Here is a 16,014-nt window from a genome sequence, read left to right as displayed (position 1 = left end):
TTATTAATCAATTTAAATTGAAATTTATTATTATTAATAGAAAACATACACAACCCATTGATTTATATTTTTATAAATTTTACTACTAAAGAAATTAAAATACTTAAATTAAAATTAATTAATATATATTTCATAAGCTTAGATTAATTTTAAAAATAAATGAAATATTTTATTATAAATTTGTAAATTACTTACACCTATTAACAAATGAATTGTGTGATTTAACACATGAATTACAAATGTAAAATTTCCCAACCCTGCGACTGCTTAACCCTTAAAACCCAATAAGATAATTTTATATTTAATTTATTTTTTATATAAATATATCAATTAAAATATCACAATATTATTAATCTTGACCTATATAATATAAATCAAGATTAATTTTAATATCTAATTAACAGCAAGTTTAGAATAAATAAATCTATTTAAACCAAACACTCAAAAATTTCATTAAAGCCTTGAATCTGATATTTTGGCTTAGCTTGAGCAAATTCTTCCTGTGAGCCATAGCCATAGGTGACTGCAATAGTTTCTATACCATTACGTCTGGCACCAAAAATATCATGCTCACGATCGCCCACCATAATACAGGTAGCCGGATCTAACTGCTCTTTCTGCAAGATATATTCAATCAGATCGCCCTTGTTAGTTCGATCACCATTTAGCTCACTGCCATAAATACCTTCAAAATATTGATCCAGCACAAAGTGCTCTAAAATTTGTCGTGCATAAACAGTTGGTTTAGCAGTTGCAAGAAACAGTCGATATCCGCGACGCTTGAGTTTAGCTAAGGTTTCTGCGACATTTGGAAAAACTTTATTTTCATATAAACCCTTTACTGCAAAGCGTTCACGATATCCTTCCAGTGCCTGCTCTGCCAGTACATGATTAGTCTCTACATTCAGAATTTTTGCCAGTGAAGCTTTTAAAGGGGGGCCAATGATCCAGTCAATATTGATATCAGGACTGATCGGATGGCCAATTTTTTCTAAGCCATAACGCGCCGAAGTGGTAATCCCTACTTTAGGGTCAGTTAACGTTCCATCCAGATCAATCAAGATATTCTGAATCACCACAGTCCTCCGGCTACTTCGATGCAAATTGGTATCGAGTGTTCATGAAATTTTGCCTATACTAACGCAAATCTAGAGTTTAAGGACATCGTTTTGCGCCCTACAGTACTATGCTTTTCAGGTTTGGATCCTTCAGGTGGAGCAGGTCTCCAGGCTGATATTGAAGCGATTGGCCAAAGCGGTGCGCATGCTGCAATCGCCTGTACCGCACTGACCATTCAGAACTCACAACAGGTGTTTGGTTTCGAAGCAACTTCAAAGAGTTTGCTTCTAGCTCAAGCACATGCAGTGGTCGGTGATTTACCTATCCGTGGTGTTAAATCCGGTATGCTTGGTACTACTGACAATATTGCAGCTCTGGCAGAATTTCTAGCTGAACATCCTGAATATTTTTATGTACTTGATCCAGTACTTGTCGCGAATAGCGGTGGCTCACTGGGAGATCAGGTAACTTTAGTTAAAGCGTTTACTCAACTGATCCCGCATGCCACGATTATCACACCAAATACAGTGGAATTACGTGCGTTGACCGGTGAGCAGGATCTGGAACTTGCCACCCAGAAATTGTTTGCCATGGGTGCAAAAGCAGTGCTGGTCAAAGGTGGCCATGAAGATACTCTAGACTATATCCAGAACAGTTTATATATTCAGGGTGAGCTGGTGAATCAAACCCGTTGTGCCCGCCTTGAAGGTGAATACCACGGCTCTGGCTGTTCATTGGCAAGTTTTATTGCTGGTCGTTTAGCACTAGGTGATCAGCTCAAAACCGCAGTACAGCATGCAGAAACCTGGCTATTTGGTGTCTTGAAAAATGCCGAAACGCCGGTACCGAATGGTCAGAAGATTCCAAAACGTTTTGGTTAATCCGAGTCATATAAAAAGGCCTAAATCATTTAGGCCTTTTTCTTGAGAACTGGTTTATGGCACGCACAGATTAAATATTAATAAAGATTTAAAATTCTTGAACTAGACGATAGCTTCTTTCTTTTCTACGTCTAAATCCAAAACCTGCATGCTTCCTGTTTGAATTTCTACTGGCACAGAAATATGCTGATGTACCATCTTCCACTGACCTTGTTCTTTTCTCAAACATAAGCTAGTACGACACCACTTCACTGAGGGAAGCCATTGGATTTTTTCAGCATTTTCTGGTGTAAGTTTTACATAACCATGAATGAAAGCTAAATTAGGTTCTACATGAATGGTCACATCATGCCGCTGTATGGTCACTCCATGAAGCATATAAGGCTTGTAGAGATTCCATTTCTGTTCATAAGCTTCCAGCCCATGAACTTCTGTACTTAAATCAAAAAACCTGACATCTGGCGCACACAACTTAAGCGCAGTTTGAATATCTAAGCAAGTAATAGCCCCATCCCACTCATGTAATAAAGCTACAATTTCTTTACCTAAAGATGGATCCCCAATTATTTTCATCCTTATTCTCTTATATTTTTTAAATGGTCAAACAATCACTGTAAGCTACTCAATAGAACCCCTTGAAGTTACAGCACTAAAACTTTTACTGGCGAAAATCATTAAATATTATAAAAAGACTCTTAGAGTCCATTTTTGGATTTCAATTTATTATTTAGCAAACTACCTTCCGTAAAACATGCAGATGGACTCAGTCAATTCGATCTTAGCGAAGTTATTTTTAACTTTTAAATTCTAATTATTGCCACACGATGACAATTCTGAAAAACAATACTCATAATTCCAATGGTATACAAGTATTGTTTGAACTAAAGTTAAATAATAGCTTTGCTATAGCAGTCCTTTGGCATATCTAGGATTTCTACACAAAGCTGTACAGTTAAACCTGGTTGTACCGGCACATGCTGTTGCAGTACTTGTAATACGCACTGGGAAATTGCCTGTTTCAACTCAGAACTGCGACCTGACAATAAAGATACTTTCGCATGCACATAGGCCTGGGTAGTATTTAGATCTACTCCTATCACATAATCCTGCTGGCAAATTGCCCGACTCTTTAGATCATTCGGATTCTGAATATAATTTGCAGCACATAAGGCCTGATGAATCCCAAGTAGCATTGGCTTGACATCTAGGTTCTGGATATTGTCTGAATATTCAATATGAAGATGAGGCATGAGATTTTATTGACTCGGTGTTTTTCCTTCATTATGCCCTGAGTAAAATGAAATGTAAGCCCAGCTAGGTGAAGACGGCTTATTTTTAAACCGCCATTCTGGTTCTAACCTTATTTAGATGAAGCAGATCAGGACCGAATTATGCTTTTTTCACATATTCTGATTTAAGCTTCATTGCGCCAATGCCGTCAATTTTACAGTCAATATCATGACCATCTGCTGCATCTGGCAATAGGCGAATACTTTTTACTTTGGTACCAACTTTCACAACAGATGATGAACCCTTGATTTTCAGGTCTTTAATCACTGTTACACTGTCACCATCAGCAAGGACATTACCGTTAGCATCCTTGATCACGACCTGCTCTTCTGTGTCCTCACCCTCTTTCCATTCATGCGAACATTCAGGACAGATCAGCAAATCCCCATCTTCGTAAGTGTATTCAGACTGGCATTTAGGACAATGGGGTAGACTCATAAGAACCTCAAAAATAAAAATAAGAAATGAATAAATCAAAAACTCATTATAGCATTTTATACATTATCTTTTATATGGATTTAATTTATGCGATTTTTTCTCAGTAATCCAAACAATATTAACTTAAATTCCTCTTTGGAATTTTTTCATTAAGAAACTGGAAAATTTTTTGATCTATATAAAGAAAAGCCCAGCATAGCTGAGCTTTATGATCTTCAATTAGCTTTAGAAATTCGCCTTAGTTTTAGCTGCTTAAAGGCGTATCTTCATCATCATCGATGTCATCATAAACATAGGCCATGCAGCCCCAGCCGTCGTAAACACCACCGAATTCACTGGCAATTTTGGTAAACCATTGCTCCAGATCGACAATATCCTCGTAACTCGGTTCCATGTAGACAAAAATCGTGATCACCCATTCGAGTGTGTCACTTTCTTCATCCTGGAACAGACTGATTTTTTGTTCTTCTTTTAACAGGTGCAAGGCACAGCGATCTGCCTGGGATTCTTCATTAAATGCAATCGAAAACTCAATTTCATGTGCCTCAGTCAGATCATCACCATCCTGAAACATCTGCCAGAGTACATTGCCATTTTCATCATCGGGGAACTGCTGATAATCACGTGACATAGGGCTGTCCTTATTATGCTGCCGTTTTATTATACAAATTAGATTAGCTGATTTTTATACAGGATACGATAGGGAGAATGATATTTTTTTATTCTTCTTGTTTTTTTAACCGACTGATTTTATATATCAAATTGGATTTAGATACTTGAAAGTATTTTTCTCTTTGTTCCAGGTAAATGCACTCTAACTATTTATCTAGGAGATGCTTTCATCCCCTATTTGTCAGCATAAGTTTTTTGACTTAGTTGACTCAGTTATTTAAATAGCTTCAGTGAGTACTGGTACTTTTTTTAATTCTAGAAGCAAGGCTGCGAATTTCAGTTCTTGCAAGCGTAGATCCAGATACGATTGCTGAATACTGGCCTGACTCAGATCCTGCCCTTTATAATTAATCAAATGAAAATCATCTTGCAGTGCTTGCAGCATCAGCCCCAGGTTATCTATAGTTAAACGGGACAAATACAGATCGGCACGACTGTTAAATGCCAGACTGATCATATCAATAGTGGTATTGCGGCGATCCTCATCGACATAGTTACACTTTGCAACTTTTTTATTTTGAGCCGCCTGCTCAATCTGCTGACGAATCTCCTGTAACTGTCTTGCAGCATCCTGCTCCTGATAGCCATCAATTAGTTCAGTCAAAACATCTCTAGCTGCCAGCGAGAATCCTTGCTGATAACCATGAATTTTATGCTCCAAGGCACTGACAACATCCTGCAGGCGATATTCTTGTTCTGCCTGTTTGTAGTAGCGTTGCAGTTTCTCTCTTGCCTGCTGATCTACCTTCTGAATGGCCTTAGTCTGATAATCTTCTACAAATGCCTTAACCCGCTCAATATAGCCTTTGATGTCATCGACCATGATCGAAGCATCGACCTTGGTCATTTCAACAAAATTTTCTGCCTGCAAAGTACGGTTAATCACATATTGTTCGATTTCGCAGATTTCTTGATATTTCTTATATTTATCCAAGGTAGTGCGCAAACCGCTCACCTGCACACGTAACTGAGACAGCTCGTAATCACTATCTTCTACCTGTTGTTCATACTCAGTCAGCTTATGACGTGCATGATCCAGATTGTCCTGTAAAACATCGAGGTTTCCGCGCAAGGATTTTAATTTGTTTAGTGTGACCACTAATACGCCAGATAACATCCCCACCAGAACTAATAAAACAATACTCAACATCGTCCATGCCCTAATTAGAAAAATATAAAAAAGAAAAAAGTGCTTCAAAATTTTTATTCTAAGAAGAGTATTTTGCCCTGATTCGTGTAAAAATCCTACCACCAGAATTCAAGAATAAATACTTAATAATATTAAATATTTTGTTGAATTTTACCGTTATATCCTTTGAAGTTTTGCACCAATGGGAGCATAAAAAGTATTAAGTATTTATTAGCTATAAATGATAAATAATAACCTATTGATTTAAATTACAAAATTTAATTAACCCAATATTAAAAATAATATTTAAAATAAATACACTTTAATAACAATTACTTATATTTATCATTTTTTGATCATCTTTTAAATTTTTACTTTCTCTAAAAAGCAATATTAAGATAGATAATCTAATTAATTTACATAATTTAACAAAGCAGATAACTATTGTTACATACAGTATTTTTAGATCAAAATAACAGTGATTTTATCCCTTAAAACAATAAGTTCTGAAATATTTTCTCACATTTTAGTCACATCAATGGGTAAATGATCATCCACTCCAAAATTAAATATAGCCTTATAAAACATATACTTGTATATGAAAAATTATTAGAAAGGCACAATACCATGTATTTCTACTGGCTGATTACTTAAAGGTTGGGTAAAAGCAAGATAACTAGCATGTAGTGCCATACGTTGTAGTGGACTACGCTGTGGTTCAGGATGATAGATTTTATCACCGGTAATGGGATGTCCAATATGCATCATATGCACACGTAATTGATGTGAGCGTCCGGTAATCGGTGTCAGTAATACACGACTAATATCTTGTGCCGCGTCATAATTTAACACCTGATACAGTGTTTTAGACGGCTTGCCCAATTCCGTATGTACCATCTGACGTGGACGGTTTTCCCAGTCCGTGATCAGCGGTGCATTGACTTCACCCTCACCTACCAGTTTCCCCTGTACCAAAGCAATATAATGCTTGTTCACGGTTCGCGCCTGAAACATTTTACTGACTGCCACTTCCGCATCACGATGCTTGGCAAACATCAGAATCCCGGAAGTAGCCATATCCAGACGATGAGTGATTCGTGCTTCTGGAAACTGCTCACGTACACGTAAATAAGCACTGTCATGATGCTCTGGCAGACGACCGGGTACCGACAATAAACCCGCAGGCTTTTCAATGACCACTAGATCATCATCTTCATAGAGAATTTTTAATGGATCTTGAGGTGGACAGTAAACAAAGTCGTCGTTCAGTGGCATGGTGCAAGTGCATGAGGAGAAAGATGCGCAAAATAACAATGTCAATCTAGTGTGTCAATCTGAACTTTTACAGGGATTTGATTCGGAAGATTATGCTCGGCTTGCTATTTGACTGACCTGATTCAAGCTGCTCTGATACTGCTGTTTGATCGCTTCTATATTGCCAGTCACAAAATGATCGAGAATCGCCTGTGTCTGTTTCAAGTTCAGTTCTCTATAAGACACGTAGTTCTTGCCCTTAAAGCCAAGAAAACCGAACAAGCTTTTGTTCACCCCTTCAACCTGAATATCACTTTCAAGTTTAAATTCGAGCTGTTGGGAATTAGACAATTCATTCAAGGTAATCTGGATCGATTGTCCTGAATCTGTATTCGTCACAGTAAAAGTGGTCTTACCTGTTTGCATTTGCAGTTGTAGAATCAATAACTGGTTCCAGTTCATGCTATTAAATTTAGCCAGTACCTCTTCAGAAGCTAAAGTCTCGACTTGTAAGCCATTACTGCTACTGTCTTGGTGAGGATAACTTATCTCTACTTCATAATTCGTCATAAGCGGCCTATCTAAAATTGATCAAATTTTATACTATCATTAACATATGATTTTTATTATTTAATTTTAAAATGATTAAATTTTAAGCATATTTGTAAGAAATAAAAATTATAGAATTGCTTCACAGAATCTAGAAAATCTAAGTATATCTCTGCGAATTTCAGCAAATATTGAGACTTATCGCTATTTCAGGATAATTAAAATAGAAGAAGAGAAAGTTTTAAGTATGAAAAAAGAGAAGTCTTTTTAATCAAAGGGAGTGTAAGAAAAGCTTTTTATCTGGATTAATCAACTCATTCAAAAGTATTTTTATATTTTATTCGATGCAGAATTTTTTAGGGTATGGGGAAGTTACTTCAACTATCAATCTTTGTAAGAATTGATCTTATAGCCTATAAACTTCTGGTTCATAGCGTCCTAAGCCGGATCAAGACCTTTTGGGTAAGTACTGCTCTCGCGTTTTGCGCCGCTCACTGCATGCCACTCTTTCCGATCCCGTCACACCCTTGAGATATATAGTAGCCTTGAGCGTGCGGGATTAATTCCCTAAGATTTTTTATTTTCACTTCTTTGCAGGAAATTTTTTCTTCTACAGTTTTAATTAAAGAATATTTTATCTTTTAAGCTATAAACCTGATTTTTTATTGCCATTAAAACAGAATTTATGAGAATTATATCCATCCTGATCTTATACTGATGAGCAATTTCTATAGACTTCTTTTCACCCTCATTAGCGTAATTTAATCTGCCAGATAGTAATCGACTGTAGATACCACGCGAACCCTCTTAAGATACGGTGTATTACTGTCACGGTCTTCAATACTAAACAGGCCCTGATTGGCAGTTTTGATTTTCCCTAAGCGGCTTTGTGAATCGGCTGCAAACTTTTCTGCCACGCTACGCGCATTTTGGGTTGCCTGTTCAATCATGGCCGGTTTGATATCATTCAAGCCAGTAAAGAGATATTCAGTGCGTTGTCCAGAATCATCGCCACCGAAAGCAATGCCTTTTTTGCCTAGTTCCGCCAAACGGGTTTGTGCTGCCCGTACTGCATCAATGTTATGGGTATAAACAGTAATGGTTTGATGCGCGGTATAACGTAGTGCGACATTGGCATCGCCACCATATTGCTGCGCGTATTTATCGGTGGTGACGGGTGCGCCTGTGGTAATTTCCTCAGCTTTAAAGCCTTCACCTTTCAGAAAAGTTTGGATTTGCTGGGTTTGCAATTCCATCATGTCATACAGCTGAGTCAGATCCTGACTAGCGGAACTAAAGCGAATCGGCCAGACTGCCACATTTGCCTTGACCTCACGTTCTGATAGTCCCTTGACCGAGACAATCCGCTCATACTGTTTAATCTTGACGGCACTATTACCCAGAATCCATCCGGCAATAATCATCCCTAAGCCGATGAATGCACCTAAAATCAGGGCGGGTTTGAACTGATTCATTGGCCTGAACTCCTTTTTAGCGATCTTGTTATTGTTAGTTTTACAATTTTAATTGGTTGAATTTGGCCTTGATATCACTATTTGACCACTGGTTGAAAGCATGTCCTTGAAAGTTTCCAACCTATATTTCCTGCTGAATTTACATCAAATATAAGGTCAGCAAAGGTGTGAGATTAAACAGAAGAATGCCGATCTTGTAGAATGCCATACCACCATAATGAATGGCATCAAAAGTCACATCCGATAGCTGAAACCATTTTCCATGCAACTGTTTGACCCAATTCCTGGTAAAAATAATCATCAGAAACCACAGCAGCAATATGCTGTAGTTAATAAGCAATGCATACAATAAAAATTGCCGCCAGAAATCAATTTCCATCATGATTCCCTGCCTAAAGGATATCGTTTAAATAATAAACTAACATAAATTGGTTGAATGAAAAGACATGGCTGATGTAATACGATCTTGGGATTTGGAGGAAAATAAATTAGGAAGATTTTTATTAGTTTTTATATTTTCTGATTGGCTTTACTGGAGAATTTTTTAGGGTGTTGGGAAAACTCGTGATGGTTTACTTCAACTATCAATCTTTGTAAGAATTGATCTTATAGCCTACAAACTTCTGGTTCATAGCGTCCTAAGCCGGATCAAGACCTTTTGGGTAAGTACTGCTCTCGCGTTTTGCGCCGCTCACAGCATGCTACTCTTTCCGATCCCGTCACACCCTTGAGGCATATATTAGCCTTGAGCGTACGGGATTAATTTCCTATGTTTTCTTCTTTTTTTTAATTTTTGAAAAATTATTCCGCCCTAGAATATAAATCAGAGAAATAAATCTCATTGGCTCATTTTTATGACGTTTTATTCTGTAAAAATGAGCTTTATCGGAATTTATTTACGGTCATTTTTATTCTTTTTTACCTTAAAAAGTGCCCTGTAACCATTGTGCGGTAAACCACCAGCCACTCATTGCGCACATCCCGGACATAATCACTGCCAGCACTTTATTCATTTTGCTTAATTCAGAGGTCAGAACTTTCAGGTTAATCAGATAAGCCAGCGCAAAATAGACTAGGCCAATTGCACCACAAAAAGGCACAAAGATCAGCGACCATGCCGCACAGGCATGTGCAGAAAGCGATAATTTCGGGGATTCAGAAACGTGATTGGTGATATCCATACTCGATTGCCCTCTTTATGATGCATAAATTGCACTGTAATAAGTCAAAGCCCTACCAATAGATGAAGCTTTGCCTCCTTAGGCTAAATAAATTGCAAAATGTGCGCCAATTTCAAGCAGTTGGATATTTAAAATGTCAGTTCATCAAAATCTTTAACTTTTGATAAGTAAATCGGTGCCTGCTGATGAATTGAATGGGTTTCTTTAAATTTTGGTTTTCCTTCCGGATCTGTGCTTAAGTTCTTACTGTAGATGCGTTTGCCAGTCAGCAGATTGATACTGGTTTTTGACTCCAGCAATGGCCCACTATGAGAAAACTGGTCATAGCCAATCAGTCGCATATCCTGATTCTGAAGACGGAATTTATAAACCCAATAGCCATAACGGCCATGCTGATAATTCAGCTCTAATAGTCCTTTTTTAATTTCTGGCACCAGCTCAGGTGGATAATACACCCCACCATCTTCCTGATCTGAGCTGAAACAGTTCAGGTTTTGCAGGAACTGTTTATAGGTGCTATTGCCCTTCTGACCCAGCAGGACAATGATCCCACGGCGGTTTCGGTCCAATGTACCGCGGTATTCATCTTCCACTAATGCTTTGGGATCTGTGGCTTTAACGATCAGTACAGCATCCTGCACGCCATCTTTATTTAAGTCACCTTTGACCGCTTCAAAGAATGAATAATGTTGAGGGATATAGGCTTGAAAGGTTTTTTCATTTTGTTGTGATTGGCGCTGCTTCGGCGTTAATGCTTCTTGCGCCACCACTGCATCAGAAATCAACATTACTGCACTGCATAAAACTGCAAGTTTTGCGATTTTCATTTTCCTGATCCCATATGTATTGGCACATGTTAGCTATTATTTTTAACACAAAAACATGAAAGCATAAATGAAATGACCCTACACGATGGTAGGATCAAAACTCTCAATGTCTTAGAATCTTAATTACGGATTGATTCCTAAATTTAAGCTTTACAGCATTTTTCACAACCGGTCACCTTTTCTCTGGGCCAGTTCATGCGTGCACGCTTATAGGCCAGATCATAATTGGCAAAGTAACCAATCAGAATCTGAGCATCAGTCTCAGGTAAATCTTCACACCCCATTGTTGAATTATGGATCAGATGTGCACCATTGTCCGTCGTATGCTCATCAATCACAAACTTGATCATCTCCATGCAAACTCCCCCATATTCGTTTTTATCAAGGTAAGAATTAAAACCATAATAAAAGTATGTGTTTATTAATCCTATACTGAAATTATGCCTTATATGAACAAAAATCAATCATCTTATAGCGTTTTTTTGCTCTTTTTCATGAACTCATTATTTAATTTTAGACTGTTAGAACAGCGACTTAGATGATCTAAACAATACCAGGATCGGACTTATTTTTCTTGATCTGTTTAAACCAGCGTACGAACCAGATGGCAGCAATAATAAATGCCACAACCATCAATACAGGTACCAAAAATGACAATATCGAGATCAAGACTGCACTGATCCATTCCCCCGTAGAAATAACCGGATTACCCGCCCCGCCTGTGGTAGCAGTCGATAATCCTCGTAGTGCCACAGTACCAAACTGCACGGCTCCGGCAGTTCCCCCACCCACAATGAGTGCCGTTGCCCAAGCCACAAACTGCGACATTTCCCCACTACTCACCGCCATTGTGGATACTGTTCCGGCAACTACAGCTGCGGGAGTTGCAATGGTGTCGAGAATATTGTCTACCCAGGGAATATAATAAGCGGCGATTTCACACAAGGTCGCGATGCCTAGTGTCAGGCATACCGATGGCAATGCCAGCCAGCCAAAACCCTGGATCGGTTCAAACCAGTTCAGATTACACGCGATACTCATCACCAGCAAAGGCACAAAAATACGAAAGCCACACGCTGCACTGAGTCCAATGCCAATACATAATCCTAATATTGTTTCCATACTGGCTTTCCTTTTGTTGCTTGCATTATCTTGCCACTTTTATAAGCTAACAAAAAAGCCCTATGGAGTAATAGGGCTTTTATTAAAACAGAGGGTGTCTGCTTTAGTTTTTAGCGTTTGCAATATTATTTTTTAAATTGATTGCAGAGGCATTTGGTACATGGGGGTAAAGGATCTGTACCAATTTCTAAGTAAGTGCGTTTGCCGCACTGTGCACAAAAATAGAAGCCTGTTCCGGGTTTAGAGCCAGCCATAACCATCTTTGTTCTCCATGAGTGTTTAGAAAGTGGTAAACAAAGTATAGTCCTCAACTTGCGAATGAGGATTGTCCTTTTTGTTACAGATTTTTGGCAGATGGGCGAAGCTATATTTTAAAATTTGATCTTTAAGCTATCTATGTTTAGATCAGGATTTAATTCTTTTATAATTTTTTTTATACAAAGGTCAAAATCATCTAAATCGAAACGTGCCATAAACATAGCTCTTAAATAATAATAAAATATTTTATCTTCTTGATTTAAAACGTAGATATATACATTTTCTTTTATACCATAAAAAGATAATTCAAACCTTCCATTTGTCTTAGTTGCTGCCCAAACACGTGAAGCAAACCTAATTCCGGTAATTTCTCCATACTGTGTATTTCCATTTTTGTGAATATCAGATAAATCTATTGAACAAGAATAGAGTTCTTTAGCTTTCAAATTGTTAATCAACAATTCAGCAACCTCAAAAGACCTCTTTACATCAGATAAATTAGGATCGCTAAACTCATGTTCAACTTTATTTCTTAAATTTCTTGTTTCAGTTACTAACAGACTTGGTGATAATCCCAAGGCAGTAAAAAGACGTAAAGATTGAGGGTTTATTTCTTTTGCTTCCTCTCCTAATACCTCTTCACAAAAATCCAATGCCACTTTATTAATTTTTTTAGGATTAATTTCAAAATTTTTCAGCACATTCTCTACTAAACAATCAATTGCTCTTTTAGCATTAGATAGAGCATTGATATGTCCTCTATTATCCTTAGATTTCAAATCCTGTTTTGCAAACTTCAAATAATCTTCAGGAGACAATTCAAAATATTGTTCGAATTCAATATTATCTTCATATTCAACATACAAATTTTGATAGTCTAAAGAAACTTTCTCAAATAATTCTTTAGCTGTGTTTAATACAACTATTTTTCTCTTCATAGTAAATATTTTCGATAAACAATAAAAAAGATCCTTAAAAAAACTAGGATCTTTTTTAAACAATTTCAATAACTTTAATCCACCCCAACCCTCCTTTTAAAAGGAGGGAGTTCCCCCTCTTTTCTAAAGAGGGGTTAGGGGAGATTTTTACTAGTAACTAGAAAAGTTAAGCTACATTCCCTTCCAAGAAATCCTGTGCAAAGCGTTGTAATACCCCACCCGCTTCATACACAGAAACCTCTTCTTCGGTATCCAGACGACAAGTTACAGGCACTTTTACCACTTCATTTTTACCATCAGTGGTTGAACGCTCAATCACCAGAGTCAAAGTCGAACGTGGTGCAATATTACCAATTACGCTATACAGCTCAGTACCATCTAGCTTTAAGGTCTTACGGTCTGTACCCGGCTTAAACTCAAGCGGAAGCACGCCCATACCGACCAAGTTCGTACGGTGAATACGCTCAAAACCCTCAGCCACAATCGCTTCAACACCTGCAAGACGCACACCTTTCGCAGCCCAGTCACGGCTTGAACCCTGACCATAATCTTTACCTGCAACAATGATGAGTGGTTGCTTACGGTTCATGTAGGTTTCAATCGCTTCCCACATACGCATCACTTCACCTTCCGGCTCTACACGCGCTTTAGAACCTTGCTTAATGGTACCGTCAGAACGTACCACCATCTCGTTATACAGCTTCGGATTCGCCAGAGTTGCACGCTGCGCAGTCAGGTGATCACCACGGTGCGTTGCATAAGAGTTAAAGTCTTCTTCAGGCACACCCATTTTCGCCAGATATTCACCCGCTGCCGAATCACGCACAATCGCATTCGATGGAGATAAATGATCAGTGGTGATGTTATCGCCCAGGATTGCTAACGGACGCATATTTGCAAGGGTACGCGGTGCAGCCAATGCCCCTTCCCAATATGGCGGACGGCGGATATAAGTACTTTGCGGACGCCAATCATACAGCGGACTTGCAGCCTGCTCACGCTCACCCAGATCAAACATTGGAATATAAACTTTCTTGAATTGTTCTGGTTTCACTGACTCTTTTACCAGTGCATCAATTTCGTCATCCGATGGCCAGATGTCTTTCAGGTAAATCGGATTGCCATCTTTGTCTGTGCCTAGGGCATCTTTCTCGATATCAAAACGGATCGTACCGGCAATCGCATACGCCACCACTAACGGTGGAGATGCCAGGAAAGCCTGCTTCGCATAAGGATGGATACGGCCATCGAAGTTACGGTTACCCGACAATACCGCAGTCGCATACAGGTCACGGTCAATAATTTCTTGCTGAATCTTCGGATCAAGTGCACCCGACATCCCGTTACAGGTGGTACAAGCATAAGCCACAATACCAAAGCCCAGTTTTTCCAGATCTTTCAGTACGCTGGCTTCTTCCAGGTAAAGAGCAGCTGCTTTAGAACCCGGGGCAAATGAAGATTTCACCCACGGTTTACGGGTTAAACCTAACTCATTGGCCTTACGTGCCAATAAGCCCGCTGCCACAGTATTACGCGGGTTTGAGGTATTGGTACACGAGGTAATTGCCGCGATAATGATTGCACCATCTGGCATCAAGCCATCAGTGCGGTTTTCTACCACACCCGCAATACCTTTTTCTTTCAGGTCAGACGTTGATACACGCGCATGCGGATTTGAAGGACCAGCGATGTTACGAGTTACGGTAGATAGGTCAAAACGCAGTACACGTGGGTATTCTGCCTGAGTCATTTCAGATGACCACAGACCAATTTCCTTGGCATAAGTTTCAACCAGTTTCACCTGCTCAGACTCACGACCAGTCAGGGTCAGATAATCAATGGTGTTTTGATCGATATAGAACATGGCCGCAGTTGCGCCATATTCTGGAGTCATATTGGAGATCGTGGCACGATCTCCGACTGACATGCTGTCTGCGCCTTCACCGAAGAATTCCAGATAAGCTCCAACCACACGTTCCTTACGCAGGAATTCAGTTAAAGCCAATACAATATCCGTTGCTGTAATGCCCGGCTGACGTTGTCCTACCAGTTCGACACCGATAATATCTGGTAGACGCATCCACGATGCACGGCCCAGCATAACGTTTTCAGCTTCCAAACCACCGACACCGACTGAAATCACGCCTAATGCATCGGTATGTGGGGTATGAGAGTCTGTACCCACACAGGTATCCGGGAATGCGACACCATCACGGTTCTGAATCACGGGTGACATTTTTTCCAGATTGATCTGATGCATGATGCCGTTACCAGCTGGAATCACATCGACATTTTCAAAAGCGGTTTTGGTCCACTCAATAAAATGGAAACGGTCTTCATTACGGCGGTCTTCTACCGCACGGTTTTTCTCAAATGCATTCGGATCGAAACCACCATATTCTACTGCTAGCGAGTGATCAACAATCAGCTGAGTCGGTACTACTGGATTGACTTTGGATGGATCACCGCCCTGATCAGCAATCGCATCACGCAGACCAGCAAGATCTACCAATGCCGTTTGCCCCAAGATGTCATGACACACCACACGCGCTGGATACCAAGGGAAATCATGTTCTTGTTTACGTTCAATCAGCTGACGTAAAGACTGTTCTAAAATCGCAGGCTCGCAACGGCGCACCAACTGCTCTACCAGCACTTTGGAGGTATATGGAAGTTTGGCATATGCGCCTGGCTGAATATCTTCAACGGCTTGACGCACATCGTAATATTCTAGCTGGGTACCTTGCAGCGGTTTACGGTAGTTGTTGTTCATAGCTTACCTGCCTCTTGAATCGTTCTTCTTTACTGCATACTTGTTATCGATGTTTCACATCGTTTGCAGGCATAGTACACTGTTGAAAAGCCATTTCCCAAATCTTTTATATTTCATAAACTTACATATAAAAATCAGCAATTTTGCAAAAATTAGTTACATATTCTT

General features: G+C 39.1%; 18 protein-coding genes. 1 reads left to right on the top strand and 17 read right to left on the bottom strand.

Annotation, left to right across the window (positions count from 1 at the left end):
• Nucleotides 1-428 precede the first annotated feature (428 nt).
• Complete coding sequence (locus tag BS636_RS08425; RefSeq protein ID WP_099339634.1) at nt 429-1,076, bottom strand: HAD-IA family hydrolase; 648 nt, start codon at nt 1,074-1,076, stop codon at nt 429-431.
• 93 nt (nt 1,077-1,169) lie between these two features.
• Here BS636_RS08425 and BS636_RS08420 point away from each other — a divergent pair, with 93 nt between their 5' ends.
• Nucleotides 1,170-1,940: a hydroxymethylpyrimidine/phosphomethylpyrimidine kinase gene (locus tag BS636_RS08420; protein WP_099338353.1), complete on the top strand. Its 771-nt coding sequence runs from the start codon at nt 1,170-1,172 to the stop codon at nt 1,938-1,940.
• A gap of 102 nt (nt 1,941-2,042) precedes the next feature.
• Here the strand turns inward: BS636_RS08420 and BS636_RS08415 are convergent, their stop codons facing one another.
• The 16 genes from BS636_RS08415 to acnD form a co-directional block, all read right to left on the bottom strand.
• Complete coding sequence (locus tag BS636_RS08415; protein ID WP_099338352.1) at nt 2,043-2,513, bottom strand: YybH family protein; 471 nt, start codon at nt 2,511-2,513, stop codon at nt 2,043-2,045.
• Between the two features lie 314 nt (nt 2,514-2,827).
• A complete protein-coding gene (locus tag BS636_RS08410) occupies nt 2,828-3,190 on the bottom strand; it encodes a 5-carboxymethyl-2-hydroxymuconate Delta-isomerase (RefSeq protein ID WP_099338351.1) in 363 nt (120 codons plus the stop codon).
• Nucleotides 3,191-3,329: 139 nt separating this feature from the next.
• Nucleotides 3,330-3,668, bottom strand: a complete 339-nt coding sequence (locus BS636_RS08405; RefSeq protein ID WP_099338350.1) for a zinc ribbon domain-containing protein YjdM — start codon at nt 3,666-3,668, stop codon at nt 3,330-3,332.
• Nucleotides 3,669-3,912: 244 nt separating this feature from the next.
• Nucleotides 3,913-4,299, bottom strand: coding sequence for a ribonuclease E inhibitor RraB (locus tag BS636_RS08400; protein WP_099338349.1), 387 nt, complete (start codon nt 4,297-4,299; stop codon nt 3,913-3,915).
• A 258-nt stretch (nt 4,300-4,557) separates the two neighbouring features.
• The gene (locus BS636_RS08395; RefSeq protein WP_099338348.1) at nt 4,558-5,490 is read right to left on the bottom strand and encodes a DUF4041 domain-containing protein; all 933 of its coding nucleotides are present in this window, start codon (nt 5,488-5,490) and stop codon (nt 4,558-4,560) included.
• A 588-nt stretch (nt 5,491-6,078) separates the two neighbouring features.
• On the bottom strand, nt 6,079-6,744 hold the full coding sequence (locus tag BS636_RS08390) for an RluA family pseudouridine synthase (protein WP_099338347.1): 666 nt from the start codon (nt 6,742-6,744) through the stop codon (nt 6,079-6,081).
• Nucleotides 6,745-6,834: 90 nt separating this feature from the next.
• Nucleotides 6,835-7,293 carry a hypothetical protein gene (locus BS636_RS08385; RefSeq protein WP_099338346.1) on the bottom strand — a complete coding sequence of 153 codons (459 nt, stop codon included), beginning with the start codon at nt 7,291-7,293 and terminating at the stop codon, nt 6,835-6,837.
• Between the two features lie 740 nt (nt 7,294-8,033).
• Nucleotides 8,034-8,747 (bottom strand): SIMPL domain-containing protein, encoded by a 714-nt coding sequence (locus BS636_RS08380; protein WP_099338345.1) that lies wholly within the window; start codon nt 8,745-8,747, stop codon nt 8,034-8,036.
• Between the two features lie 139 nt (nt 8,748-8,886).
• Nucleotides 8,887-9,126, bottom strand: a complete 240-nt coding sequence (locus BS636_RS08375; protein WP_099339633.1) for a DUF6868 family protein — start codon at nt 9,124-9,126, stop codon at nt 8,887-8,889.
• Between the two features lie 544 nt (nt 9,127-9,670).
• Nucleotides 9,671-9,928: a hypothetical protein gene (locus BS636_RS08370; RefSeq protein ID WP_099338344.1), complete on the bottom strand. Its 258-nt coding sequence runs from the start codon at nt 9,926-9,928 to the stop codon at nt 9,671-9,673.
• Between the two features lie 128 nt (nt 9,929-10,056).
• Entirely contained in the window at nt 10,057-10,755 is a 699-nt protein-coding gene (locus BS636_RS08365) for a hypothetical protein (RefSeq protein WP_099338343.1), read from the bottom strand.
• 143 nt (nt 10,756-10,898) lie between these two features.
• A complete protein-coding gene (locus BS636_RS08360; protein ID WP_099338342.1) occupies nt 10,899-11,111 on the bottom strand; it encodes a hypothetical protein in 213 nt (70 codons plus the stop codon).
• Between the two features lie 187 nt (nt 11,112-11,298).
• Complete coding sequence (locus BS636_RS08355) at nt 11,299-11,877, bottom strand: DUF4126 domain-containing protein (protein ID WP_099338341.1); 579 nt, start codon at nt 11,875-11,877, stop codon at nt 11,299-11,301.
• Nucleotides 11,878-12,002: 125 nt separating this feature from the next.
• The gene (locus BS636_RS16475) at nt 12,003-12,137 is read right to left on the bottom strand and encodes a zinc ribbon-containing protein (RefSeq protein WP_228206890.1); all 135 of its coding nucleotides are present in this window, start codon (nt 12,135-12,137) and stop codon (nt 12,003-12,005) included.
• A 111-nt stretch (nt 12,138-12,248) separates the two neighbouring features.
• Nucleotides 12,249-13,142: a hypothetical protein gene (locus BS636_RS08345; protein WP_150128995.1), complete on the bottom strand. Its 894-nt coding sequence runs from the start codon at nt 13,140-13,142 to the stop codon at nt 12,249-12,251.
• Between the two features lie 97 nt (nt 13,143-13,239).
• Complete coding sequence (gene acnD, locus BS636_RS08340; protein WP_099338338.1) at nt 13,240-15,846, bottom strand: Fe/S-dependent 2-methylisocitrate dehydratase AcnD; 2,607 nt, start codon at nt 15,844-15,846, stop codon at nt 13,240-13,242.
• Nucleotides 15,847-16,014 lie beyond the last annotated feature (168 nt).

It is taken from the genome of Acinetobacter sp. LoGeW2-3 (genome assembly GCF_002688565.1).
Taxonomy (GTDB): domain Bacteria; phylum Pseudomonadota; class Gammaproteobacteria; order Pseudomonadales; family Moraxellaceae; genus Acinetobacter.
The sequence above is the reverse complement of the archived record's forward strand: the minus strand, read 5'-3'. Positions and strand labels throughout refer to the sequence as shown.

Bases quoted from the DNA above. Each gene is read 5' to 3' on its own strand.
- BS636_RS08380 (WP_099338345.1), bottom strand. From the start codon at position 8,747: ATGAATCAGTTCAAACCCGCCCTGATTTTAGGTGCATTCATCGGCTTA.
- BS636_RS08360 (WP_099338342.1), bottom strand. From the start codon at position 11,111: ATGGAGATGATCAAGTTTGTGATTGATGAGCATACGACGGACAATGGT.
- BS636_RS16475 (WP_228206890.1), bottom strand. From the start codon at position 12,137: ATGGTTATGGCTGGCTCTAAACCCGGAACAGGCTTCTATTTTTGTGCA.
- BS636_RS08410 (WP_099338351.1), bottom strand. From the start codon at position 3,190: ATGCCTCATCTTCATATTGAATATTCAGACAATATCCAGAACCTAGAT.
- BS636_RS08415 (WP_099338352.1), bottom strand. From the start codon at position 2,513: ATGAAAATAATTGGGGATCCATCTTTAGGTAAAGAAATTGTAGCTTTA.
- BS636_RS08400 (WP_099338349.1), bottom strand. From the start codon at position 4,299: ATGTCACGTGATTATCAGCAGTTCCCCGATGATGAAAATGGCAATGTA.
- BS636_RS08365 (WP_099338343.1), bottom strand. From the start codon at position 10,755: ATGAAAATCGCAAAACTTGCAGTTTTATGCAGTGCAGTAATGTTGATT.
- BS636_RS08395 (WP_099338348.1), bottom strand. From the start codon at position 5,490: ATGTTGAGTATTGTTTTATTAGTTCTGGTGGGGATGTTATCTGGCGTA.
- acnD (WP_099338338.1), bottom strand. From the start codon at position 15,846: ATGAACAACAACTACCGTAAACCGCTGCAAGGTACCCAGCTAGAATAT.
- BS636_RS08385 (WP_099338346.1), bottom strand. From the start codon at position 7,293: ATGACGAATTATGAAGTAGAGATAAGTTATCCTCACCAAGACAGTAGC.
- BS636_RS08375 (WP_099339633.1), bottom strand. From the start codon at position 9,126: ATGGAAATTGATTTCTGGCGGCAATTTTTATTGTATGCATTGCTTATT.
- BS636_RS08405 (WP_099338350.1), bottom strand. From the start codon at position 3,668: ATGAGTCTACCCCATTGTCCTAAATGCCAGTCTGAATACACTTACGAA.
- BS636_RS08370 (WP_099338344.1), bottom strand. From the start codon at position 9,928: ATGGATATCACCAATCACGTTTCTGAATCCCCGAAATTATCGCTTTCT.
- BS636_RS08390 (WP_099338347.1), bottom strand. From the start codon at position 6,744: ATGCCACTGAACGACGACTTTGTTTACTGTCCACCTCAAGATCCATTA.
- BS636_RS08355 (WP_099338341.1), bottom strand. From the start codon at position 11,877: ATGGAAACAATATTAGGATTATGTATTGGCATTGGACTCAGTGCAGCG.